The following is a 24,443-nucleotide window of genomic DNA, read 5'->3' as shown; positions in this document are numbered from 1 at the left end:
GCCCGCTCCCACAATGGCCATGGGCCTTATTGGATCCATTCCCATTCGCAAAAACCCCGTGCGTTTCGCTTAAGCTTGAGTACAATCGTCAGCTTTTGCCGGGCCCCCTGTCCCGTCGCTGGAATTCCCAATGCTGACCGGTAGCTACTCCTCTTCACTGGTGTTGATTTCGCTGTGCGTGGCGATTCTGGCGTCCTATACCGCCCTTGACCTGACTGGCCGCATCGCCACCGCCAAGGGCCGGGCTGCCTACCTTTGGATGGGCGGCGGCGGGCTGGCCATGGGCATCGGCGTGTGGTCGATGCACTTCATTGGCATGCTTGCGTTCAGCCTGCCCATCGATCTGGGTTACGATCTTGCCTTGACCGCGTTCTCGCTGTTGATCGCCGTGCTGTCCTCGGGGTTTGCCTTGTGGCTGGTGAGCCAGCCGAGCCTGCCGGGGCTGCAACTGGGGTTCGGCGCACTGATCATGGGGGCCGGTATCGCTTGCATGCACTACACCGGCATGGCGGCGATGCGCATGCTACCGGGCATCGATTACGACCCCACATTGTTCGGCGCCTCGCTGCTGATTGCCGTGGGGGCCTCGGCGGCGGCGTTGTGGATCGCCTTCCGTCTGCGCAGGCACACCCCTTATGTGCGGCAGATCCGTGGTCTGGCGGCGGTGGTGATGGGCATTGCGATCGTGGGCATGCATTACACCGGCATGGCGGCGGCGAATTTCCCCGTAGGCAGCTTCTGTGGTGCGCTGGGCGGCGGGCTGCAGGGCGACGGCCTCGTCTATCTGGTGCTGATCACTACCCTGGCGGTGCTGGCGGTGGCCTTGCTGACCTCGGTGCTGGATGCCCGCCTTGAGGCGCGCACAGCCGAGTTGGCCCGTTCGCTGACACTGGCCAACCAGGAACTGACCCAGCTGGCCCTGCACGACACCCTTACAGATCTGCCCAATCGTACCCTGCTGGCCGACCGCATCGAGCAAGCCATCGCCAAGGTGGCGGAGCAGGGCGGCTGTTTTGCCCTGATGTTCATCGACCTGGACGGCTTCAAGCCGGTCAACGATGCCTTTGGCCACCATATAGGTGACCTGCTGCTCAAGGCCGTAGCGGCACGCCTGCGCGGCCACCTGCACAGCCAGGACACCCTGGCGCGCATCGGCGGGGACGAATTCGTGCTGCTGGTAGAGCTGCACGAGCCTGACGATGCCATGGACGTGGCGGTCAAGCAGGTGAATCTGGTGTCGCGGCCATTTCGCGTGGCCGAGCACGACCTGCAACTGTCGGCGAGCCTGGGCATCGTCCTGTACCCCGGCAATGGCCAGGACCAACACGAACTGTTGCGCAATGCCGATGCCGCCATGTACCACGCCAAAAGCGCCGGCAAGAACGGCTACAGCTTCTTTGACGCGTCGATGAACAGCAATGCACGTCAGCAACTTCAACTGCTGCAGGACCTGCGTCAGGCGCTGGAACAACGCCAGTTCCGGTTGCATTACCAGCCCAAGTTCGACGCCCAGGCCTGCCTGCCGATTGGTGCCGAGGCTTTGTTGCGCTGGGAACACCCGCAGCACGGTCTGTTGCTGCCCGACCGCTTCATCGGCTTGGCAGAAAAGACCGGCCTGATCATCCCGATCGGTGAATGGGTGCTTGACGAAGCCTGCCGGCAGATGCGCCATTGGCTGGACCAGGGGCACGCGGGCTGGCGCATGGCGGTGAACCTGTCGGCCATCCAGTTCTGCCATGCAGGGTTGGTCGAGAGTGTGGCCCGGGCCCTGCGGGAGAACGGCCTGCCGGCCAATTGCCTGACCCTGGAAATTACCGAGACCACCGCCATGCACGATGCCGATGCCAGCCTGACCGTGCTGCAACGCCTGTCTGACATGGGCGTGGACCTGTCCATCGATGATTTTGGCACCGGCTACTCCAGCCTGATGTACCTCAAGCGCCTGCCGGCCAACGAGTTGAAGATCGACCGTGGCTTTGTGCGAGACCTGGAGCAGGACAGTGACGATGCAGCGATTGTCTCGGCAATCGTCGCGTTGGGCCAGGCGCTGGGCCTGCGCATCGTTGCCGAAGGGGTGGAAACCGACAGGCAGCAGGACTTCCTGACCCGTCTGGGTTGTGATTCGCTGCAAGGTTATCTGCTAGGGCAGCCGGTACCGGCCGAGCAGTTCATGGCCAAGTTGCAGGCGTTGCACCAGGACAAGAGCGCCGCAGGTTAGCCAGCGCTGCGCAAGGAGAGGGCGGGTATGAACGCGTCCATTTCCGCTTCGACGGCTTCGATGATGCGCTCCACATCGGCTGCGGCCATGATTGCGGCACACGGGATGCCGGCGATGGCCATCAGGGTTTCGCCGGTGGTGCGGTCGAACAGCCGCGCGACCATGCTGCGGGGCGCATCCATGTTGGCTTCGAAGCCCAATGGATGAAAGTGCCAGCGCATCACCTGGCAGGCGTTGGGGAACGTCATTTTGTTCATGCCAGCCTCCTTGTCCGTGCCTGGACGTGGTGAGCAGCCAGCCACACCCATGTGGCTGCCGGGAATGTAAACATAGCAGTTGCTACGGGTGATTCTCGGCTGCAAACATGACAAATGTAGCAATCCATGACTTGGCTCACATCCGTGGGAGCATGCCCATAAGCCAGCTGCGTTCAGGCAAACGTTTACATCGCGCGATAGCAGCGGTTATCCGCGTCAAGCCGTACGTTTTCACGGGGTATCGGCGAAACACTTTTCGGACGAGCGGCAGGCTCACCCCAGCAGCCCGGCCGCGATGTTGATGGTGAACCCTAGGATCGCCGTATTGAACACGAAACCCACCAGCGAATGTGCCAGCACCACCCTGCGCAGTTGCCTGCCGGCAACGCCTACGTCGGAGGTTTGCACGGCCACGCTGATGGTGAAGGAGAAGTAGTGAAAGTCCCAATAATCCGGGTTGCGCTCGCCGTCGGCGAAACGTAACGGTGGTTCATGGTTGCGTCCGGTATAGAACAGGCGGGCGTAATGCAGGCTGAAAATACAGCCGATCAGCAGCCAGGAGCCGGCCACGGTCAGGCCGGTGTAGAGGTAGTGCAGGGCCAGTGCCGTGCCCTGCAAGCCTTTGCTGGACACCAGTTGCAGGGTGACCGCGGCGAGGCTGGCGATGGCAGCGATGCACACCGTGAGCAGCACCATGCCTGCGTTTTCGTCTTCGACACGGGCCACCCTGCGGACTTTTTCCGGGCTGGCGCCCCAGGTGAGGTACAGCACCAGCAGCAGGTATAGCCATACGCCGAGGTTCCAGCCGGCGAGGATGTGCTGGACGGTGTCACCGGCGGGGATCAGCCAGGCGCCGACAAGGCCGACTGCGGCGGCGATGCTCAGGCGGGGGTGGGTTCGGGTCAGGCGGTGAAAAGCCATGGGGCCTCATTTACTGGGGGGGTGGCTACTACTCTAGACCGTTTACGCGCTGTCTCTGCTTCACGCGCCTACAAGGGCACGGTGCACATGCTGATTCTTTGATGTCGCCCGTCGCGCGGCATTGCAACTCTCAGTACACTGCATGCTCCAACACCAACATCCGTTGAACTCGAGGTTTTTGCATGACGCTCAGTCCTTTGGCAGGCAAGCCGGCTCCGGCAAGTGTGCTGGTCGATATTCCCCGACTGCTCACCGCCTACTATACCGGCCGCCCCGACGCTGCCGTGGCGGCCCAGCGAGTGGCCTTCGGCACCTCAGGGCACCGGGGCACTTCGCTTGAATTGAGTTTCAACGAATACCACGTGCTGGCCATCACCCAGGCCATCTGCCTGTACCGCCAGGAAAAGGGCATCGATGGGCCGCTGTTCATCGGCGCCGACACCCACGCACTGTCGGCGCCGGCCACTGCCAGTGCGCTGGAAGTGCTGGCAGCCAATGGTGTGCAGGTGATGCTGTCCAAGGACGACGAATACACGCCCACCCCGGCCGTATCCCACGCCATTCTTTGCTACAACCGTGGCCGCCAGCAGGGCCTGGCCGACGGCATCGTCATCACCCCGTCGCACAACCCGCCGCAAAGCGGTGGCTTCAAGTACAACCCGCCCAATGGTGGCCCTGCCGACAGCGACGTGACCAAATGGGTCGAGGCCAAGGCCAACGAGTTGCTGGCAGCGAACCTGGCCGGCGTCAAGCGTATGGACCATGCCCAGGCGCTGAAGGCGCCGACCACCCAGCGCCACGACTACGTGAGCAGCTATGTGGCGGACCTGGAAAACGTCATCGACTTCGACATCATCCGCAGCGCCAAGCTGCGCCTGGGCGTCGACCCGTTGGGCGGGGCAGGGGTGCGCTACTGGTCGGCCATTGCCGAACACTACAAGCTGGACCTGGAAGTAGTGAACACCGAGGTGGACCCGACCTTCCGCTTCATGACCGTCGACTGGGACGGCCAGATCCGCATGGACCCTTCCTCGCCATACGCCATGCAAGGCCTGATCGGCCTGCGCGAGCGCTTCGACGTGGCCTTTGCCTGCGACCCGGACCACGACCGCCACGGCATCGTCACCTCGGACGGCCTGCTGGCGCCGAACAACTACCTGGCCGTCGCCATCGACTACCTGTTCCGCCACCGCCCGCAATGGCGCACCGACGCCGCCGTGGGCAAGACCGTGGTGTCCAGCGGCCTGATCGACCGCGTCACCCAGCGCCTGGGCCGTGAGCTGTACGAAGTGCCGGTGGGCTTCAAGTACTTTGCCCAGGGGTTGTTTGACGGCTCGCTTGGCTTTGGCGGCGAAGAGAGTGCCGGTGCGTCGTTCCTGCGCCGTGATGGTTCGGTCTGGGCGACCGACAAGGACGGGCTGATCCCGGCCTTGCTGGCCGCCGAGATGACCGCCCGCACCGGTCGCAACCCGAGCCAGGCCTATGCCGACCTGACTGACGCGCTGGGCAAGCCGTTCGCCACCCGTGTCGAGGCCAAGGCCGATGCGCGGCAGAAGGCGTTGCTGAGCAAGCTGGCGCCGGAGCAGGTGAAATCGACCGAACTGGCCGGTGAGCCAATCGTGCAGATCCTCAGCCACGCACCAGGCAATGGCCAGGCGATTGGCGGGCTGAAGGTGATGACTGCCAACGGCTGGTTCGCCGCGCGGCCGTCGGGCACCGAGGACATCTACAAGATCTACGCCGAAAGCTTCATCGACGAGGCGCACTTGCAGCGCCTGGTACAAGAAGCGCAGGTGTTGGTGGATGCGGCGATTGCCTGACCGGTAACAAACCGCTTGGTGCTGCGGCGTAACGTAAATTAGAATTAATCCTATTTACGCCGCCGCAGGGCCATCCCCATGATCGACGTCGCGCCGCCACCGGAGCCTAGCCTGCCTACCCTGTACCGGGAGCATCGCAGCTGGCTTGAAACCTGGTTACGCCGGCGCCTGGGCAATGCCTGGGATGCCGCTGACCTTAGCCAGGAAACCTTTCTGCGGGTGCTGGCCAGTGCCCAGCCATTGGCAGACATTCGTGAGCCGCGCGCCTACCTGCTGACGGTGGGCAAGCGGCTGCTGAGCAACTTCCACCAGCGGCGCAGCCTGGAACAGGCCTACCTTGATGCCTTGGCGCATCTGCCCGAGCAGCACGTACCCTCGCCAGAGCAGCGCTGGCTGTTACTGGAAACCCTGCAAGCCCTGGATGAGCTGCTTGATGGCCTGAAGGCGCCGGTCCGCAAGGCTTTTCTCTGGAGCCAGCTCGAAGGCCTGGGCTATGCCGAGATCGGCACGCGCCTGGGCGTGTGCGAGCGCTCCGTCAAACGCTACATGGCGCAGGCTTACGAACATTGCCTGCTGGCCGAGTTGCAATGACCACCCACTCCCCCGAAACCCGTGAAGCGGTGCGTGCTGCCGCCCGCTGGCTGGCGTTGCTGGATTCTGGCGACGCCAGCGAGACTGATTTGCTGCGCCTGGCACAGTGGCGGGCCAGCAACAGCCTGCACGAACACGCCTGGCAAAAGGCATCACTGCTGCGCGAGCGTTTTTCCGGGTTGCCCGGGGCGTTGGCCATGGCCACCCTTGACCGCCCGGACGCCGGCCGCCGCGCGCTGCTCAAGCAAGCCTTGGGTGTCGCGGCGCTGCTACCGGCCGCCTGGCTGGCAAGCCGGGAGCTGCCGCTCGAGGCCTGGACGGCGGACATGCGCACAGGGGTAGGTGAGCGCCGGCAGGTGCTGCTGAGCGATGGCACTTTTTTACAGTTGAACACTGACAGTGCGGTGGATATCGACCTGGGCGCGCGCCGGCTGACGCTGTTGCGCGGCGAAATGGCACTCAGGGTACCCGACAGCGCGAGCCTGGCCGTGCAGGTGCCCTACGGTCAGATTGCCCTCAATGCAGGTGAAGTGTGTTTGCGCCTGGTCGATGAAGGCTGCCGGGTTTCAGTCGTCAACGGGCTGGCCAGCCTGCAGCCACTGCGTGGCGCGGCCCGGGTGCTGCACGCCGGGCAACAGGCCAGCTTGCAGAAGGCTGGCATCGGCCCCGTTACAGCCCTGAACGACTGGCCGCTGGGCTGGCGCGAAGGCGTGCTGCGCCTGGATGACCGACCCTTGGGCGAGCTGTTGCATGAACTGCGACGGTATCGGCCTGGTGTGCTGCGCTGGGCGCCAGAACTGGAACAGCTCCGGGTGACCGGTACTTTCCGTCTCGACGATACCGATCGGGTGCTGGACTTGCTTGCCGCCAGCCTTGCGTTGCAAGTGCAGGCACGCACGCGCTACTGGGTGACCCTGGCTGCGCGAGAGCATCGTGCTTGAGGCTGTCCCCTTTTTTTCACTTGCCGGTCATTACCGGTAGGAGAAACTAAAGGGGAGCCTTGTCAATGCCTGCAGTAATGTCTTGCCGCTTGCGCCCACTGGTGCGCGCAGTGCGTCCGTTGTTTGCCATGAGCCTGTTGTTGTCTGCACCCACCTGGGCTGATCAGGCGGAGCGACGTGCCTATCAGGTACCGGCCGCCAGCCTGGGCGCCGCGCTTACCCGGTTTGCCGACCAGGCCGGCGTCAGCCTATCGCTGGACCCGGCACTGGTCCAGGGCCGGCAGAGTAACGGCCTGTCTGGTAGCTACAGTGTTGAAGAAGGCTTCCTGCAGCTGCTGCGTGGCAGCGGCCTGCAGTTGCTGCCAGTGGGTGAGGGCGCATTCACGCTGGCGCCGGCGCCTCAGGCGGGCGGGGCGCTGGAAATTGCCCCAACCAGCATTGTTGGCGGCCTGGCGGCGGGTGGCGATGTTCAGCCTTATGCCGGTGGCCAGGTGGCACGCCAGGGCGCCCAGGGGCTGCTTGGCGCGCGCGACTTCATGGAAACCCCGTTCAGCATCACCAGTTACACCCACGAGCTGGTGAAGAACCAGCAAGCGCGCACCTTGGGCGAGCTCATCGCCAGCGACCCCTCGGTGCGGGCCACCAACCCGGCGGGTGGGCGTTTCGAGCAGTTCACCATTCGCGGCTTCAGCCTGTTCAACAGTGACGTGGCGTACAACGGCCTGTACGGCATCTTGCCGACCTACTCGATCGACATGGAAATGGCCGACCGGGTCGACATCATCAAAGGCCCCAGCCAGTTGATCAACGGCATTTCGCCGCGTGGCAGCGTGGGCGGCGGTATCAACGTGCAGCCCAAGCGGGCCGGCGACAAGCCGATCACCGAGTTCACCGGCAGCTACGCGTCGGCTGGTCAGGCAGGCGGCGCGGTGGACGTTGGTCGGCGCTTTGGCGAAGGCCAGCAGTTTGGCGTGCGCTTCAACGGTGTGAAGCAGTCGGGTGATACCGAATGGGACCACCAGCGCGTCGAGCGCGAGATGGCGGTGCTGGGCCTGGATTTTCGTGGCGAGCGCCTGCGGTTGTCGGCAGACCTCGGCCACACCCAGCGTGACACCGATGCGCCGCAAGAGCGTGTGCTGGTCGGTGCCAACGCCAGAGTGCCGGATGCCAACGATGTACGGCGCAACTATGCCCAGGCCTGGAGCAAGGCGCGCACCAACGACACCTTTGGCGCACTGCATGCCGAGTACGACGTCAGCGAGTCGCTGCTGGCGTATGGTGCAGTCGGCGCGCGCAAAAGCAACCATGACTTCCTGCGGCACAACGTGTCCATCACCAACGATGCCGGCGACTTCAGCGTGCAGCCTCGGGATTTTACCCGCGATGAAACGGTGCGCACCGCCATGGCGGGTGTGCGCAACTGGTTCCACACCGGGCCTGTCAGCCACGAGCTGAACCTGGCCGCCACCTACTTCTACATGGACTTCACCAACGGCGGCGCCCGCTATGCTTCGGCGCCCAGTAACCTCTACAACCCGATAGCGACGCCGACACCGGGTACGCCGACGCGCATCGATCCAGAGGTCTACACCGAGAACCGCTTCTCCGGCGTGGCGCTGGCCGACACCCTCGGGTTTTTCGATGACCGCCTGCTGCTGACCCTGGGGGCGCGCTGGCAGCGGGTGCAAGTGGATGACTGGAGCGACGGCGTCAAAGGCGACACCGCCTACGATGAAGAAAAGGTCTCGCCTTCTGGGGGCGTGTTGCTCAAAGTCACCGATCAGCTGTCGCTGTACGCCAACTACATGGAAGGCCTGAGCCAAGGCAAGATCGCACCGTCGACCTCGATCAACGAAGACCAGATCTTCCCGCCTTTCACCAGCCGCCAGGTCGAGGTAGGGGCCAAGTACGACCTGGGCCAGGTCGCCTTTACCGCCAGTGCCTTCCGCATCCGCCAGCCGGCGTACGAAACCAACGCCACTTCGCGGGTGTTCGGCCCCAATGGCAAGCGTGACAACCGCGGTATCGAGTTGAGCGTGTTCGGTGAACCCATGCAAGGGGTGCGGGTGCTGGGCGGGGTGATGTACATCGACAGCGAGCTGACCGATACCGTGGGTGGCGCCGTTGATGGCAACCGCGCGCCGGCCACCCCCGAGTACAACGTCAACCTCGGCGCCGAATGGGATGTGCCGGGGGTGCACGGCCTGACCCTGACGGCGCGGGGCATTCACTCCAGCTCGCAATACCTGGACCAGAACAACAGCAAGCAGATCGATGGCTGGGAGCGTTACGACCTGGGGGCGCGTTATGCCTTCAACGTGGACGCTACCGAGGTTACCTTGCGGGCCAGTGTCGAGAACGTGCTGGATGATCGCTACTGGAGCTCGGCCGGGGCCTCGGATGACAGTGAACCGGGGCTGACCCTTTCCACGCCGCGGACCTACCTGCTATCGGCAACCGTAGGTTTCTAGCTCAAACAGCCGGGGCCGCAAAGCGGCCCCAATGGACTGATCAGCCTACATCGCCCGCCCAAGCTTTTGCGCCTGGCCCTGCAACACGCGCATCAGGTGCATCGCGGCATGCGACGGCGGCTCGAAGCGCGAATAGACAAAGCTGATGTCGAAGTGAATTTCGTCCGCCAGCGGCACCACCGCCAGGCCGCTGTCCTGCGCCACGAATTCGTCGATCACGCTGATGCCCATGCCTTGCTTGACCAGCGCCACCGCCTCGTTGGCATTGGTAAACGACAACAGCGACGGCAACTGCACGCCGTGCCGCTCGATGTGCCCGGCCAGCAGTTTGCCAAAGGGCATGTCGGGCCTGAACAGCAGCAGCGCATGGCCTTCCAGTTGCTGCAAGGTCAGCGAGGTATGCCTGGCCAAAGCGTGATCGGGTGGCATCACCACCACCATACGCCCGCGCATGAAGGCCTGCGAATGCAGGTGATCGTGTACCACGGGCAGGGCGGCAATCGACAGGTCGACCTTTTTCGACAGGATCTGGTTGGGCATCTCGCCCATCAGCGAGGTTTGCCACTCGATGTTCAGCGAAGGTGCCTCCCGTTTGAGTTGGGCCAGGGCAATCGGGATCACCACTGTGGACAGCGAAGCGCTGCACGAGATGCGCAGCTTGCGGTGGCCGCCTGCGCCCAGTGACAGGGCGCATTCGTTAACCTCCAGCGCCGCCTGGTACACCCGCTCGACTTCACGGAACAGCACCTGCGCCTCGGCCGTGGGCACCAGGCGGTTGTTGATGCGCTCGAACAGGCGGTAGGTCAAACGCCCCTCTATGTACTGGATCAGCTTGCTGACAGCTGGCTGCGATACGTACAGCAGCTTGGCCGCCGCGCTGATCGAGCCGGTCAGCATCACCGCACGGAACACTTCCATGTGCCGCAGTTTGAACACCATGGGGCTCGTGTCTGCGCCTTCGTTGCCAAGCAGCATGTGTATTACCTTCGGTTATGGTCTTGGCCATCTGGGTATGAGCGTCAAACCCGGCCACGCAGTATCTTGAACCCAGCCAAATCGCCTTGCGGCGCACAATAACAAGATCTGAAGGCCAGTGCAGTGGCGCTTGCCGGGAGTGTTGCGTGAACATCTTTGACGAACCGAAGATCGATTGCCATAACCATTTGTTTGATCCCGCCCGTTTCCCTTACCACCCCGACGCACCCTATGCGCCCTCCGGGCAGGAAGTCGCCACCCAGGAACAGTTCACCCAGGTGATGGATGCCTACGGCGTGCAACATGCCTTGCTGGTAGGCCCCAACAGTGGCTACCACACCGACAACCGCTGCCTGTTGCATGCCTTGGCCACCGGGCAGGGGCGGTTCAAAGGCGTGGCCGTGGTCGAGGCGGGTATCCACCTCGATGCCCTGGCTGCGCTGCAGGCGCAGGGCGTGGTCGGCATCGCCTTCAACCCCGCGCTTTACGGGGTAGCCAGCCTCAAGGACGTTGACGGGCTGTTCGGCAAGCTTGCCGAGCTCGGTCTGTTCGCCCAGGTGCAGGTATGCGATGACCAGCTGCTTGAACTGCGCCGCCTGCTCGAGGGCTCACGTGCACGCTTGCTGATCGACCACTGCGGTCGGCCGGACGTGGCGGCCGGCGTGCAGCAACCGGGCTTTCAGGCGTTGTTGCAACTGGCTGACAGTGGCCGCGCCAGTGTCAAGCTGTCAGGCATGCAGAAGTTCGCTGCAAGTGAGGCGTTGCTGGAGCAAAGCAGCGCCTACGTGCACGCCCTGCTCGAAGCCTTTGGTGCGCATGCCTGCGTATGGGGCTCGGACTGGCCGTTCATCCGCCAACGCTCGCGGGTGGACTACGGCCCGCTGCTGAAACTGGCCGAGCGCCTGATGCCGGATGCCCGGCTGCGCCGCACGGTGATGTGGGACACCCCCCGACGCTTGTTCGGGTTCGCCTAGAACCTGGTTTTTGCCATTCCAATAACAAGAGAGCAACCGTCATGAACACTGAACAGAACGCCAGCCTTGGGGTGTTTGACACCCCGGCACGCGCGCAGCAACGCACCCGCACCCGCTTCATGATTCTGGCGCTGATTTCGGGCGGCACCATGATCAACTACCTCGACCGCAGCGTGATGGGCATTGCCGCGCCCAGCATCAGTGCCGACCTGGGCCTGAACGCGGCAATGATGGGGGTGATCTTTTCTGCCTTCTCGTGGACCTACGCCGCCGCGCAGATCCCGGGTGGCATCCTCATCGACCGGCTGGGCACCAAGCTCACCTATTGGCTGGCGCTGACGCTGTGGTCGCTGTTCACCGGCCTGCAAGGGCTGGCGCAGGGCTTTATGTCGTTGCTGGGCATGCGCTTTCTGGTGGGCATGACCGAAGCACCGTGCTTCCCTACCAACAGCCGGGTGGTGGCTACCTGGTTCCCGCAGAGTGAGCGGGCCCGGGCGACGGGTATCTACACCTTTGCCGAATACACCGGGCTGGCGTTCCTGACGCCGCTGCTGTTCTGGGTGCTGCACGCCTATGGCTGGCGCTTTCTGCTGCTGGCCGTGGGCCTGGTGGGCATCCTCTATGGCCTGGTGTGGTGGCGCAAGTACCATGAACCACACGAGTCGACCACCGCCAACCAGGCCGAACTTGACTACATCGCCGCCGGTGGCGGGGTGGTCGATGGCGGGCAGAAAGCCACCTCGTTCCGCTGGTCGCAGATCCCGGCGCTGCTCAAGCACCGCAACATGCTGGGCATCTGCCTGGGGCAGTTCGCCTGCAACTCCACCAACGTGTTCTTCCTGACCTGGTTCCCCACCTATCTGGTGACCGAGCGGCACATGCCCTGGCTCAAGGTCGGCTGGGTGGCGGTGCTGCCGTTCATTGCCGCTTCGCTGGGCACACTGGTCGGCGGATGGCTGTCGGACGCCTTGCTACGCCGTGGCTACTCGCTGAACGTAGCGCGCAAGCTGCCAGTCATCGCCGGGTTGCTTACCGCCTCGGTGATCGTGCTGGCCAACTACGTCGAGTCCGACGCGCTGGTCATCACCATCCTGTGCATCGCCTATTTCGCCCAGGGCATGTCGGCGCTGGCCTGGATGATCGTGTCCGATATCGCCCCCAAAGGTTTGCTGGGCCTCAGTGGTGGGCTGTTCAACCTGTTTGCCAACGCGGCGGGCATTGTGACACCCCTGACCATCGGCATCATCGTTTCGCTGACCGGCTCGTTCGTGTGGGCCCTGGCGTTCGTGTCGTCGATCACCGTGATGGGGGCGCTGTGCTACCTGTTCATGGTCAGCGACCTGCGTCGCTTGCCGGAAATTCCTTCTGAAGAAAATGGAGCTAAACAATGAGCCAGTACCTGCAAGGCCAGACCGCAATCGTGACCGGTGGCATGCGTGGCATCGGCCTGGCGATCGCCCAGCGCCTGCATGCCGCCGGCGCGCAGGTGGTGATATGGGACCTCGCGGTCGATGGCTGGGACAGCGTCGAAAACGGCTTTGAGCCGGTGCTGCGCCAGCCGGTCGATGTGTCGTTGCTGGCCTCGGTGGAGGCGGCTTTCGCCGAGACGCTGGCACGCTTGGGGCAAGTGCAGATCCTGGTCAACAATGCCGGCATCAACGGCCCGGTGGTGGCGTCGTGGGAGTACCCGCCAGAGGCCTGGGACAAGGTCATCGCCATCGACCTGAACGGTGTGTTCTATTGCTGCCGCACCGCCATCCCGCACATGCGTGAGCGCGGTTACGGGCGCATCGTCAACATCGCCTCCATGGCCGGCAAGGATGGCGTGCAGTACATCTCGGCCTATTCGGCCGCCAAAGCCGGTGTCATCGCCTTCACCAAGGCAGCGGCCAAGGAACTGGCCCAGGACGGTGTACTGCTCAACTGCGTGGCACCGGCCATGGTCGAGACGCCGCTGATGGCCGAGATGACGGCGGAACACATCGCCGCGAGCAAGGCCAAGATCCCCATGGGGCGCTTCCTCAAGGCCGAGGAGATCGCCAACATGGTCAGCTGGATTGCCGGGCCCGAGTGCAGCTTTACCACCGGTTTTGTATTCGACCTCAGTGGTGGGAGGGCGACCTATTGACTGGCCTGGGCGTGGCGCACCTGACGGCGCTGGAGCTGGCGCCGGCGCGGCTGGTACGCGAGGCGCGCCACGCCGGATTCAGTGCGGTGGGGCTGCGCCTGCACCCGGTAATGGCGGGTGCGTTGGCCTACCCGGTTGCCGCCGGTAGCCAGGCAATGCGTGAGCTGCGGGCGGTGCTGGCAGGGGAAGGCGTACGTGTGAGGGACATCGAGTTCGTGTCGTTGACGGCGCAAACCCGGGTTGCCGATTACCAGGCGCTGTTGGCCGCCGGTGCCGAACTGGGTGCGTTGAGCCTGACAGTGTCCGGCGACGACGAGGATGTTGCGCGGCTGACCGGGAACTTTGCAGCGCTGTGTGAAATGGCGCGGGACCATGGCCTGCGTGTGGACCTTGAGTTCATGCGCTGGCGCCCGGTGGCGACTGTGCAGCAGGCGTGTGCGGTGGTGACGGGGGCGGGGCAGGCCAACAGTGGCGTGCTGGTGGATGCGTTGCACCTGTTCCGCTCCGGTGGCCAGGTGGCCGACATCGCCGCAGTCGACCCGCGTTTGCTGCGTGCGGTGCAACTGTGCGATGCACCGATGCTGGCGCCCGCAGAAGCGCTGATCATCCCCGAGGCGCGCGAAGGCCGTTTGCTGCCGGGCCAAGGGCAACTGCCGCTGGCAGCGTTGCTGGCGGCGTTGCCGGGGGACGTGGACATCAGTGTGGAGGTACCGTGCGCCGGCTTGCCCCCCGAGCATCGGCTGCAAGCGGCAGCACAGGTAACCCACGCCTGGCTGCACGGCAGGCGACAACTGTCACCCGCTGTGCAGGTTGCTGGTCACTCCTGATCCGGTACCACGGCAATCACGTCGATCTCCATCAGCCACTCGGCCTGGGCCAACCCGGCAACCACCAGCCCGGTGGAGATCGGGAATACGCCCTTCAGCCACTTGCCCACTTCCTTGTACACCGGCTCGCGGAAACGTGGGTCGGTGATATAGGTGGTGGTCTTGACGATGTGTGACAGGTCGGAGCCTGCTTCTTCAAGCAATTGCTTGACGTTCTTCATGGCTTGCTCGGTCTGTGCCTGAGGGTTACCCAGGCCCACCAGTTTGCCTTCGAAGTCGGTACCGACCTGACCGCGCACGTAGATGGTATTGCCGGCCCGCACGGCCTGGCACAGGTCGTTGTCCAGGGTCTGGTTGGGGTAAGTTTCCTTGGTGTTGAACATGCGGATGCGAGTATGGGTAGGCATCAGTGGGCTCCGAAGGTGCTGACGTTGCTGATCGTGTTGGCTTGCTGCTCATCCGCCTCGCGCTGTTCGCGGTCGCGGTAGGCCAGGTAGGTGCGTTGCGTGGCAATGTGGCCGGCGACGTGCTTGGCGTCGTGCCACACGCCCCAGATGAACGAAGAGCCACGGCGCGACAACCACGGCAGGCCCAGGAAGTACACACCAGGTTCGCGGCCCACGCCGCGTTGGTGCTGGGGCTTGCCGTTGGCATCGAAGGTGTCCACCTGCAGCCAGCTGAAGTCCACGCCGTAACCAGTGGCCCAGATGATGCTGGTAACGCCGGCGTTGGCCAGGTCCAGTTCGCGCAGCGGGTTGCTCATGCAGGCTGGGTCGGCCAGGCGTGTGCGGGCTTCGGGTTCTTCAGGCAGGTCCAGGCCGTTGCTTTCGATGTAGGCATCGGCGGCATCCAGCAGGGCCAGGTAGTTTTCATCGCCGCGGTTGATGTTCTCGACCAGGTTGTCCTGGAAGCGCGCCACGCCGTTTTCGAACGACTGGGTAAGGCCGACCAGGGTCATGCCTTGATGGGCGAGGGCGCGGAAGTCCACGGTGTGGCCGCCGCGGGCGCCGCTGACGGCGATGGTCACGTGCTCGCGACCGGGCTTGGCGATTTCTGCGTCCCACTCACCCAGCACACCCAGCCACCAGCAGAAATCGCGGTTGCGGTAGGCCCGTGGCGGGCGGTCGTGGGCACCGACCGACAGGTACACCTGGCGGCCTGCGCGCATCAGTTCTTCGGCAATCTGCACGCCGGAGGAGCCTGCACCGACCACCAGCACAGCGCCCTCAGGCAACTGCTCGGGGTTGAAGTAGGCGGCGGAGTGGATCTGGTGCAGGTTGCTGTCTTTCGGTGCGATGGCCGGGATCACCGGTTTCTGGAACGGACCCGTGGCAGCGACCACACGGTTGGCGCGAATCACCCCTTCATTGGTTTCGATGGTGAAGCCTGGGCGGTCGCTGTTGCGCACCACGCGCTTCACTTCGATGCCGGTGCGCACTGGCAGGTTGTACTTGCGTACGTACTGCTCGAAGTAGTCGGCCACCTGGTCCTTGCCTGCGAAAGCGTCGGCGTCGAGGTTGAATTCCAGGCCCGGGAAGCGGTCGTGCCAGACCGGGCCGTTGGCCACCAGCGAGTCCCAGCGGCCTGTACGCCAGGCCTCGGCGATGCGGTTGCGCTCCAGCACCAGGTGCGGCACGCCAAGCTTGTTCAGGTGTTCGCTCATGGCCACGCCGGCCTGACCGGCGCCGACGACGAGCGTATCGATTTCGAGGTTGTTCAGTGTCATGTCCGAGCCCTTGTTCAGGCGGTTTTTGTAAGGTCGGTTTGGAGGACCGCCGTTGCCTGGAGCCAGACTAGGGATGCTGCACGAATGGCGAAAATAGTATTTAGCTGGTGCTTGCCGATAAAACGGCGAAGGCCTTGGATTTTGTGGCGTGTAGTGTGTGTTGGCCCAGTGCATGTCCTGGTTTATGGGGGGTGCAGGAATCGAGCGCCGCGCGACCTCAGCCACAGCACAGTTTTTTCCTGCCTAACCCCTCGGAAAATGTTGGTTTCGTGGTCTAGAAGGTTGCGCCCAGAATGCCCTGCATCGCACAGGACAACAGGAGCTATACCATGACCTTCTCCATCATCGGCCGCTGCCAGGAAACCGGCCAGGTCGGCATCGCCATCAGTTCGTCGAGCATCGCTGTGGGCGCCCGTTGCCCCTGGGTACGTGCGGGTGTTGGCGCTGTTTCCACCCAGAACATCACCTTGCCGGCGCTGGGCCCGCAGATTCTCGATGCCCTGGAGCAGGGCCAGTTGCCGCCCGGCGCTGCGCTGGACCGGGTACTGAGCGCCAATGGCTGGAGCGAATACCGCCAGGTCACGGTGATCGACAGCCATGGTCAGGTGGCGCTGTTCACCGGGCGTGAGGCTTTGGGCACGCACCATGCCGTGGCCGGTGAGCAATGCGCGGCGGCGGGTAACCTGTTGTCTTCGACCCAGGTGATTGAAGCGATGGTAGTGGCCTTCGAGCAGGCCGGCGGGCACCTGGCCGACCGCTTGCTGGCTGCCATGCATGCGGCGATGGCCGCTGGTGGCGAAGCCGGCCCGGTGCACTCGGCGGCGTTGAAGGTGGCTGGCGAGCTCACCTGGCCATTGGTGGACCTGCGCGTGGACTGGGCCGATACCGACCCGATCGGTGTGCTCGATGGCCTGTGGCAAGCGTACCGCCCGCAGATGCAGGATTACGTTACCCGTGCGTTGAACCCGACAGCCGCACCCTCCTATGGGGTGCCTGGCGATGAGTGATTTTGCCAGCCGCGCGCTGTTGGCCCGGCTGGTCGGCTTTGCCACGGTCAGCCGCGACTCCAACCTTGAGCTGATCGGCTTTATCCGTGATTACCTGGCCGAGCTGGGGGTGGAAAGCGAACTGTTCCATAACCCCGAGGGCACCAAAGCCAACCTGTTTGCCACCATCGGCCCCCTGAATGCTGGCGGCGTGGTGCTGTCAGGGCACACCGATGTGGTGCCGGTTGACGGCCAGGCCTGGACCGTCGAGCCGTTTGCCCTGAGCGAACGTGGCGGGCGCCTGTATGGCCGCGGTACGGCCGACATGAAAGGCTTCATCGCCTCGGTGCTGGCAGCCGTGCCCGCGTTTCTTGCCCAGCCGTTGCACCTGCCGGTACACCTGGCATTTTCCTATGACGAGGAGGTGGGTTGCCTGGGGGTGCGCTCAATGCTGGCCGCGCTTGAGCAGCGCCCGCACAAGCCACGCCTGTGCCTGATTGGCGAGCCTACCGAGCTGAAGCCGGTGCTGGGGCACAAAGGCAAACTGGCGGTGCGCTGCCAGGTGCAAGGTGCGGCCTGCCACTCGGCGTATGCCCCGTATGGGGTGAATGCCATCGAGTTTGCGGCGAAGCTGATCGGCAAGTTGGGTGACATCGGTGAGGCGCTGGCATTGCCCGCGCATCACGACGCGCGCTTCGACCCACCGTTCTCCACGGTGCAGACCGGGGTGATCAAAGGGGGCAGGGCGCTGAATATCGTGCCGGCAGAGTGTGAGTTCGATTTCGAAGTGCGCGCGCTACCGGGGTTCGAGGCGCAGGCAGTGGCTGACCAGTTGCAGACCTATGCAGAGGCCGAGCTGCTGCCGCGCATGCGCAAGGTCAATGCGGCCAGTGACATTCGCCTGCAACCGTTGAGCGCGTATCCCGGGCTGGCGACATCGGCTGATAGCGAAGCGGCACGGTTGGTGGCGTTGCTCAGTGGCTCGGAAGATTTCGGTACCGTGGCGTTTGGCACCGAGGGCGGGTTGTTCGACCAGGCGGGTATCCCCACCGTCGTGTGTGGCCCAGGCAGCATGGACCAAGGTCACAAACCGGACGAATTCGTCAGTGTCGAGCAGTTGCGCGGGTGTGATGCCATGCTGCTGAGGTTGGTGGATTACCTTCGCCAGGCTGCCGTCTGACAGGGTAAGAACGTATGCAGGAGCGGCCCATCGCGACGCAAGGCCGCTCCTGCAGGGATCGGTGTCTGCTTCAGGTTAGAAGCTGGCCTTGACCTGCAGGCCAACCACCAACGCGTTGTCGATCTTCTTCCCCGAGAACGCCCCCGGCTCGATGATGTACTGCACATCCGGGCGCAAGTTCAGCCACGGCGTTGCCTGGTAGCCATAGCTCAGTTCGATCAACTGCTCGGCGCTGTCGATGTCGGGGAACTGCTGGCCCGCGTCAAAGGCGGCATCTTCCAGCACATCGCGGCTACGCGGGTTGGGCACGGCACGGCCGTAACCCAGCGCCACGGTATCCTTCGGGCGGCCTTCGAACGGCTTGTACAGCACCACGCCGGCGCCATACCACTTGGTGAACGGCGAGGCGGCCTTGCTGGATGCCGAGTACTGGCCGAAGGCGTGCAGGCTGCGGCCTGGCGAGCGTTGGTCGTTCCACACCGCCTGGTCGATCAACAGGTAGTGGCCGCCACGGCCGGCTACTTCGTCATCGCTGCCGATGCGTTTCACATCGGAGCTGTCGTAGTAGTAGCCCAGCTTGTATTCGCCGGGCAGTTCACCCTGCAGCTTGTACACCAGCTCCACCGGTACTACGGTGCCAGTGGTGTGCTTGGGGCCCAGATGCCAGGCCCGGCTCGAGTTGCCGTTGCTCTCAGGGTCGACGTTGAACGCCGCCACGCGCAGTTGCCAGGCCGGCGACAGGTCGTATTTCACCCGCACGCCCAGGTGTGCGTTGGGGTAGTTGGTCCAGCCACTGCCGCCGGACATGTTCAGCGGGTGGCCGCAGAAGCCGGCGTTCATGAAGTTGCACAGGATGCCGCTGTCCAGGCCGCCCAGGTCGTTACCCATGGCCATGTAGCCCAGCTTGACGTTGAGCGCCGGGGTGAACAGGGTGCGCTCGTAGCTCAGCTCGGTCAGGCGGGTGTACAGGCCACCGAAGTTTTCCTGGATCGGCAGGCGGTTGCCTACCAGGTCTTCCGAGGCACTGTTACCGCGGCGGTCGTTGATGGTCAGCTGGACCTTGCCACCGTTGTCCAGGCCGTACAGTTTCGACAGGTCGAACTGCACGCCCAGCTTCAGGTTCTGCGAATAGCGCGCCGAGCGGTGCAGGCCGCCGTGGGCGTTGTAGGCGGTTTCGCCACTGTAGTCGCCGGTGAACTTGACGCCGTCGTCTTCAAGCTGGTGACGCAGGCCACCCCAGTCACCGGTCAGGGTGCTGCGGGTCATCAGGTCGCCGTCGGCCAGGGCAGTGGTGCTCGCCAAGGCCAGCAGCAGGGTAGGGGTCATGCGAATTGCGGATGGCATTGCTGTGTCTCGGTTGTTATTCAGGGGCCATTCACAGATGAACCCGCTCCCGCGTGGCCAGTGCTGACCTCGTGGGAGCGGGTTCACCGCGAAGGGGGCGACGCGGGTTTACGGCAAGGCGTAAGAAATCACGTAGTCGCCGCGGTCAGTCGACTGGCGCGCACCGCCAGCAGTGATTACCACATACTGCTTGCCGGTTTTCGGCGAAACGTAGGTCATCGGGCCGCCCTGGCTGCCCACTGGCAGGCGAGCCTTCCAGATTTCGTTACCGTTGCTGCTGTCGTAGGCGCGCAGGTAGAAGTCCTGGGTGCCGGCGATGAACACCAGGCCGCCTTGGGTCGACAAGGTACCGCCCAGGGTTGGCAGGCCGATCTTGATCGGCAGGTGCATGCGGATACCGAGCGGGCCGGTGTCTTCAACGGTGCCAACCGGTACTTGCCAGGCCACCTGGCGGGTCTTCATGTCGATGGCGGTCAGGGTGCCGAACGGTGGTGCCTGGCACGGAATGCCGGCTACCGACAGGAAGCGGTTCTTGTTCACCGCATAGGGGGTGCCCTTGAGCGGTACTGCGCCCATGCCGGTGTTCAGCGCTTCGCCACCGGACGCCGCACCGCCTTTGTTCTGCGACGGAATCATCTGGATCCACAGGCCCAGGCGCATGTCGTTGACGAAGATGAAGCCGTGTACCGGGTCGGTAGAAATGCTGCCCCAGTTCATGCCACCCAGCGAACCCGGGAAGCTCAGCGACAGGTCGGTGCCCGGTGCGGTGTACAGGCCGTCGTAGCGCATTTTCTTGAAGTCGATGCGGCACAGCAGCTGGTCATACGGGGTGGCGCCCCACATGTCCGACTCGGTCAGGGTTTGCGCGCCGATTTGCGGCATGCCCACAGACTTCGGCTGGGTTGGGGAGTAAGGTTCGTTCGGGATGTTGCTTGGCTTGACCGGTACTTCGTCGACCTGGGTCAGCGGCTTGCCGGTGGCGCGATCAAGCACGTAGATCTGCCCGGCCTTGGTGCCGATCACCACCGCAGGTACCGACTGGCCGTCGTCCTTGGTGAAGTCGATCAGGCTTGGCTGCATCGGCAGGTCAAAGTCCCACAGGTCGTTGTGCACGGTCTGGAACACCCATTTCTGGTTGCCGGTGGTGGCGTCCAGGGCCAGCACCGAAGCGCCGTAGGTGTGGTCCAGCTTGCTGCGCTCTACACCGTAGATGTCGGTGGACGACGAACCCATTGGCAGGAACACGGTGTTCATCGCCGGGTCGTAGGACATCGGTGCCCAGCTGTTCGGGGTGCTGCGCACGTAGGTACTGTCGCCCTGCGGTGCCTGGCGGTCTTCCGGGTTGCCCGGGTCGAAGGCCCAGCGCATTTCACCGGTGATCACGTCGAAACCACGGATCACGCCGCCTGGCATGTCGGTCTGGACGTTGTCGGCAACACGGCCGCCGACCACCACGGTGGTACCGGCCATCAGCGGTGCGGAGGACAGTTGGTAATAGGAATCCGGCACATTGCCCAGGCCGGTCATCAGATTGACCTGGCCGTTGTTGCCGAAGCCCTGGCAGAACTCGCCGTTGTCGGCGTCGACGGCAATCAGGCGGCCATCGATGGTGTTGGTCAGCAGGCGACGCTGGCAGTTGGCACCGGCCGGCACGCTCCCGCCGGCGACCGGCGAGCTGTTCGGCTGGGTCGGCTGGGCGATGGCGGCAGTGGCGTCGAAGTAGGCCATGCCACGGCAACGCTGCCAGACCTTGGACTGGGCGTTGATTTCGTTCTTCCACAGCTCTTTGCCGGTGTCGGCATCAAGGGCGATCAAGTTGTTGTGCGGGGTGCAGATGAACACCTTGTTGCCGATCTGCAACGGGGTCAGCTGGTCTTCGGCACCGTTGCCATCGCTGATGGCCACGTCACCGGTGTGGTAGGTCCAGGCCACCTTCAGCTTGTTCACGTTGTCGCGGTTGATCTGGTCCAGCGCGGCGAAGCGGCTGCCACCTTCGGTGTTGCCGTAGTGGGCCCAGTCCTTCTGCTCTTTGCCAGCTTCGACCGGGGTCATGCCCGGCCCTTTGCCGGTTGGGGCGACGCTTGGGTGGGCAACGAACATGTTGCCAGCGGCAATCACCAGTGCCACGGCCATCACCCCGGCAATGCCGTAGGCACCACGGCCGGCACTGGCGCCGTTGGCACGGGCCAGCAGCGGGTAGATCAGTGCTACCACCATGCCGATCGCGGCAAACATGAACAGGCGCGAGAACAGTGGCCAGAACACCAGGCCAGTGTCGATCAGCGCCCAGATCGCGGTACCGATCAGGAACGCCGCGTACAGCCAGGCGCCGGTCTTCTTGCGGCAGGCGATAAGGACACCGGCGATGGCCATGGCCAGTCCGCCGATCAGGAAGTACAACGAACCGCCCAGGCCGGCCAGCTTGATGCCGCCAGCAGCCAGGAGGAGGCCGAGCAGGGCGATGATCACGCCCAGGCCGATCAGGATAATGTTTGTGGCGCCAGAAGCGCGCGGAGTTTCGTTCATGCCAGGGATCTCAGCAGGTGGAATGCGCGCAGTCTAAGCCCTTAGCTTGCTAATTAACAAGTTGGTACATAATTTAATGAGGCTGATTGTCGCAGGGCTGAACGTGCGATGATGTCGTTAAAAGTTTAGATCAGGTGACGAAAAAAGCATTAAACGGGTGGTTAAAGCTGGCTCTGCAATCTGCATTCATACTTTGGTCGAGTACAAAAGTGGCCAGCCATCATGCGTCTTGACCCGCTCGGCTGTTTGTAAGAACTTGCTGAGATTTGGAAAACAGGCAGCAAATGGACAAATTCCTGGCGATGAAGATGTTCGTGGCCACCGTTGATGCACAGGGCTTTTCTGCCGCTGCGCGCAGGCTTGGGCTGGCCACTTCGTCGGTAACGCGGCTGGTCGACGCCCTGGAAACGGCGCTGGGCGCCACGTTGCTCAACCGCTCGACTCGCCAGGTCAGCCTGACCGAAGCTGGCGCCCGCTACTATGAGCGTGCGCGGGGTATTTTCGAAGCCTTGGACGAGGCCGATGCCAGTGTTGCCGACCGTGGCGAGCAGCCTGTCGGCGTATTGCGCCTGTGCCTGCCGGTGGAGTTCGGCAGGCGGGTGATCGCGCCGCACCTGGGGGCGTTTCTGGCGCGACACCCTGCGCTTGAGCTGGACATCGATCTCAGCGACCGCCTGGATGACCTGCTGGACGGGCGTTACGACTTGTCGATTCGCCTGGGCGACCCCTCGCCCAACGACGAACTGGTCTGTCGCCAGCTCGGGCGCTTCGAGCGTTGGTTGGTGGCCAGCCCGGCTTACCTGGCCGGGCGCGACACCCTGCAGCACCCCCGGCAGCTGCTTGAGCATGCCTGCCTGCGCTTTCGTTACGGGCAAAAAGCGCGGCCCTGGCGCCTGGTGAGAGGTCAGGACAGCCTGGAACTGGACGTTACCGGGCCGTTGCGCAGCGCCAACGCCGACATGTTGCGCGAAACTGCACTGGCGGGCAGTGGCATCGCGCTGCTGGCCGACTGGCTGGTGCGCGAGGATGTGCTGGCCGGGCGCCTGCTGCGGCTGTTCCCTGACTGGCGAGCCAGCCCTGGCACGGCCAATGACAACATCAATGCCCTTTACTTGCCCAACCACCGTGGTTCGCGGCGGGTGAAAGCATTTATCGATTTTTGCGAAAGTTTGTCAGGTCAGCATAACTAGCGTTGCGCGGTGCGCAAAAGCGCGTTGCGCTACAACCGGATTCTCGGCACTGGCATGGCTGGTTAAGGTAGCCGGCATATTCCATCCCTTGTCCAGGAACCTCGCATGAATCCCTCCCTTGCCGCCGGGCAGCCCGCAACCACCGGCCTCAGCCGTGCGCTGGTAGTGCTGCTGGCGTTCTGCTGCGGCGCGATCGTCGCCAACATCTACTACGCCCAGCCCATCGTCGGTTTGATCGCTCCGGACCTGGGGCTGTCCACCGAGCATGCCAGCCTGATAGTTTCACTGACCCAGCTGGGTTATGCCCTGGGCCTGCTGTTGCTGGTCCCGCTGGCTGACCTGCTGGAAAACCGCCGCCTGATGGTCGCCACTGCTGTGCTGGCCTGTGTCAGCCTGCTGCTGGCGGGGACCAGCAGCAGCGGCCAGGGCCTGCTGTTTCTGGGCTATGCCTTGTTGATCGGCTTCAGTTCGGTGGCGGTGCAAATGCTCATTCCGCTGGCGGCGCACCTGGCGCCGGAGCAGCAGCGTGGTCGGGTAGTCGGTAACATCATGGGCGGGTTGTTGCTGGGTATCCTGCTGGCGCGGCCGTTGTCCAGCCTGGTGGCCGACCATTTCGGCTGGCGCGCGGTGTTCATTGGCGCAGCCGGGGTGATGCTGGCGATCATTTTGCTGCTGGCCCTGACCCTGCCGCAGCGGCGACCCGAGCACAAAGCCAGCTATGCCGGATTGATGCTGTCGTTGCTCACATTGTTGCGCCGCTATCCGCTGTTGCGTCAGCGCTCGTTGTACCAGGCACTGATGTTCGCAGCATTCAGCCTTTACTGGACCGCGGTGCCAATGGCGCTGGCGGGTGAGCATGGCCTGTCGCAGACCCAGATTGCCGTGTTCGCCCTCGTGGGCGCGGTGGGTGCCGTTGCCGCCCCCTTGGCTGGCCGCCTGGCAGACGCCGGGCATGCGCGGGCCGGCTCGCTGCTTGCGCTGCTGCTGGCGCCGGCGGCGTTGTTGCTCGGGTTGACGGTGCCGGGCTACAGCGTGATCGGCCTGGGCCTGACTGGCGTACTGCTGGACTTTGCGGTGCAGATGAACATGGTCATCGGCCAGCGCGAAGTGTATGCACTGGACCCGGCGAGCCGCGGGCGGCTGAATGCGGTGTACATGACCAGCATCTTCGTGGGCGGGGCGCTGGGGTCGGCAGTGGCCAGTGCGCTGTTTTCCCAGTTTGGTTGGCAGGGCATCGCGCTGGTGGGGGCGGGATTGCCGGGTGTGGCATTGATCACCTTTCTGGCCAAGGCGCCCCGGGCATGAACGGTGTGCGGTCCTTGTGGGGGGCAGTCCACTTTGTGGGAGCGGGCTTGTCCCGCGAAGGGG

General features: G+C 63.9%; 20 protein-coding genes. 13 read left to right on the top strand and 7 right to left on the bottom strand.

The window, feature by feature from the left end:
• Positions 1–130 precede the first annotated feature (130 nt).
• Positions 131–2,218, top strand: a complete 2,088-nt coding sequence (locus tag ACK1VC_RS06055) for a putative bifunctional diguanylate cyclase/phosphodiesterase (RefSeq protein ID WP_016487449.1) — start codon at positions 131–133, stop codon at positions 2,216–2,218.
• On the opposite strand, the gene ACK1VC_RS06050 is transcribed toward ACK1VC_RS06055, so the two are convergent.
• Entirely contained in the window at positions 2,215–2,475 is a 261-nt protein-coding gene (locus ACK1VC_RS06050; RefSeq protein ID WP_016487448.1) for a DUF1652 domain-containing protein, read from the bottom strand. The genes ACK1VC_RS06055 and ACK1VC_RS06050 overlap by 4 nt on opposite strands.
• A gap of 273 nt (positions 2,476–2,748) precedes the next feature.
• Positions 2,749–3,396, bottom strand: coding sequence for a DUF1345 domain-containing protein (locus tag ACK1VC_RS06045; RefSeq protein WP_016487447.1), 648 nt, complete (start codon positions 3,394–3,396; stop codon positions 2,749–2,751).
• A 182-nt stretch (positions 3,397–3,578) separates the two neighbouring features.
• Between ACK1VC_RS06045 and pgm the strand changes: the two genes are divergently transcribed.
• The 4 genes from pgm (at position 3,579) to ACK1VC_RS06025 (ending at position 9,219) form a co-directional block, all read left to right on the top strand.
• Complete coding sequence (gene pgm / locus ACK1VC_RS06040; protein WP_070086541.1) at positions 3,579–5,216, top strand: phosphoglucomutase (alpha-D-glucose-1,6-bisphosphate-dependent); 1,638 nt, start codon at positions 3,579–3,581, stop codon at positions 5,214–5,216.
• Between the two features lie 78 nt (positions 5,217–5,294).
• Positions 5,295–5,807 (top strand): sigma-70 family RNA polymerase sigma factor, encoded by a 513-nt coding sequence (locus ACK1VC_RS06035; protein WP_191086678.1) that lies wholly within the window; start codon positions 5,295–5,297, stop codon positions 5,805–5,807.
• Positions 5,804–6,748, top strand: a complete 945-nt coding sequence (locus ACK1VC_RS06030) for a FecR domain-containing protein (RefSeq protein WP_102667578.1) — start codon at positions 5,804–5,806, stop codon at positions 6,746–6,748. The genes ACK1VC_RS06035 and ACK1VC_RS06030 overlap by 4 nt, the downstream gene beginning before the upstream one ends.
• A gap of 65 nt (positions 6,749–6,813) precedes the next feature.
• Entirely contained in the window at positions 6,814–9,219 is a 2,406-nt protein-coding gene (locus ACK1VC_RS06025; RefSeq protein WP_191086677.1) for a TonB-dependent receptor, read from the top strand.
• A 45-nt stretch (positions 9,220–9,264) separates the two neighbouring features.
• Here the strand turns inward: ACK1VC_RS06025 and ACK1VC_RS06020 are convergent, their stop codons facing one another.
• Positions 9,265–10,194 carry a LysR family transcriptional regulator gene (locus ACK1VC_RS06020; protein ID WP_016487442.1) on the bottom strand — a complete coding sequence of 310 codons (930 nt, stop codon included), beginning with the start codon at positions 10,192–10,194 and terminating at the stop codon, positions 9,265–9,267.
• A gap of 146 nt (positions 10,195–10,340) precedes the next feature.
• Here ACK1VC_RS06020 and ACK1VC_RS06015 point away from each other — a divergent pair, with 146 nt between their 5' ends.
• From ACK1VC_RS06015 to ACK1VC_RS06000, 4 genes are read left to right on the top strand one after another with little or no spacing between them, the layout of a single operon-like run.
• Positions 10,341–11,168, top strand: a complete 828-nt coding sequence (locus tag ACK1VC_RS06015; protein ID WP_145914085.1) for an amidohydrolase family protein — start codon at positions 10,341–10,343, stop codon at positions 11,166–11,168.
• A gap of 41 nt (positions 11,169–11,209) precedes the next feature.
• A complete protein-coding gene (locus ACK1VC_RS06010; protein WP_191086676.1) occupies positions 11,210–12,559 on the top strand; it encodes an MFS transporter in 1,350 nt (449 codons plus the stop codon).
• Positions 12,556–13,296 carry an SDR family NAD(P)-dependent oxidoreductase gene (locus tag ACK1VC_RS06005; RefSeq protein WP_191086675.1) on the top strand — a complete coding sequence of 247 codons (741 nt, stop codon included), beginning with the start codon at positions 12,556–12,558 and terminating at the stop codon, positions 13,294–13,296. Before ACK1VC_RS06010 ends, ACK1VC_RS06005 begins: the two co-directional genes overlap by 4 nt.
• Positions 13,293–14,123: a sugar phosphate isomerase/epimerase family protein gene (locus ACK1VC_RS06000; protein WP_016487438.1), complete on the top strand. Its 831-nt coding sequence runs from the start codon at positions 13,293–13,295 to the stop codon at positions 14,121–14,123. Before ACK1VC_RS06005 ends, ACK1VC_RS06000 begins: the two co-directional genes overlap by 4 nt.
• Here ACK1VC_RS06000 and ACK1VC_RS05995 read toward each other — a convergent pair.
• Together ACK1VC_RS05995 and ACK1VC_RS05990 are read right to left on the bottom strand one after the other, a co-directional pair.
• Positions 14,114–14,530, bottom strand: a complete 417-nt coding sequence (locus ACK1VC_RS05995) for a RidA family protein (RefSeq protein ID WP_012271993.1) — start codon at positions 14,528–14,530, stop codon at positions 14,114–14,116. The two genes, ACK1VC_RS06000 and ACK1VC_RS05995, sit on opposite strands and share 10 nt — an antisense overlap.
• Positions 14,530–15,849 (bottom strand): flavin-containing monooxygenase, encoded by a 1,320-nt coding sequence (locus ACK1VC_RS05990; RefSeq protein WP_016487437.1) that lies wholly within the window; start codon positions 15,847–15,849, stop codon positions 14,530–14,532. Before ACK1VC_RS05990 ends, ACK1VC_RS05995 begins: the two co-directional genes overlap by 1 nt.
• A gap of 329 nt (positions 15,850–16,178) precedes the next feature.
• On the opposite strand from ACK1VC_RS05990, the gene ACK1VC_RS05985 reads away from it, so the two are divergent.
• Together ACK1VC_RS05985 and argE are read left to right on the top strand one after the other, a co-directional pair.
• Entirely contained in the window at positions 16,179–16,856 is a 678-nt protein-coding gene (locus ACK1VC_RS05985; RefSeq protein WP_016487436.1) for a DUF1028 domain-containing protein, read from the top strand.
• Positions 16,849–18,015 (top strand): acetylornithine deacetylase, encoded by a 1,167-nt coding sequence (gene argE, locus ACK1VC_RS05980; protein WP_016487435.1) that lies wholly within the window; start codon positions 16,849–16,851, stop codon positions 18,013–18,015. Before ACK1VC_RS05985 ends, argE begins: the two co-directional genes overlap by 8 nt.
• 75 nt (positions 18,016–18,090) lie before the next feature.
• Here the strand turns inward: argE and ACK1VC_RS05975 are convergent, their stop codons facing one another.
• Together ACK1VC_RS05975 and ACK1VC_RS05970 are read right to left on the bottom strand one after the other, a co-directional pair.
• Complete coding sequence (locus ACK1VC_RS05975) at positions 18,091–19,359, bottom strand: carbohydrate porin (protein WP_060518258.1); 1,269 nt, start codon at positions 19,357–19,359, stop codon at positions 18,091–18,093.
• A gap of 108 nt (positions 19,360–19,467) precedes the next feature.
• Entirely contained in the window at positions 19,468–21,885 is a 2,418-nt protein-coding gene (locus ACK1VC_RS05970; RefSeq protein ID WP_191086674.1) for a glucose/quinate/shikimate family membrane-bound PQQ-dependent dehydrogenase, read from the bottom strand.
• Between the two features lie 284 nt (positions 21,886–22,169).
• Here ACK1VC_RS05970 and ACK1VC_RS05965 point away from each other — a divergent pair, with 284 nt between their 5' ends.
• On the top strand, positions 22,170–23,075 hold the full coding sequence (locus ACK1VC_RS05965) for a LysR family transcriptional regulator (protein WP_016487432.1): 906 nt from the start codon (positions 22,170–22,172) through the stop codon (positions 23,073–23,075).
• Positions 23,076–23,180: 105 nt separating this feature from the next.
• Positions 23,181–24,380: an MFS transporter gene (locus ACK1VC_RS05960; protein ID WP_070086538.1), complete on the top strand. Its 1,200-nt coding sequence runs from the start codon at positions 23,181–23,183 to the stop codon at positions 24,378–24,380.
• Positions 24,381–24,443 lie beyond the last annotated feature (63 nt).

It is taken from the genome of Pseudomonas sp. XP2 (assembly GCF_053557975.1).
This window is presented reverse-complemented; position numbering and strand designations above follow the sequence as displayed.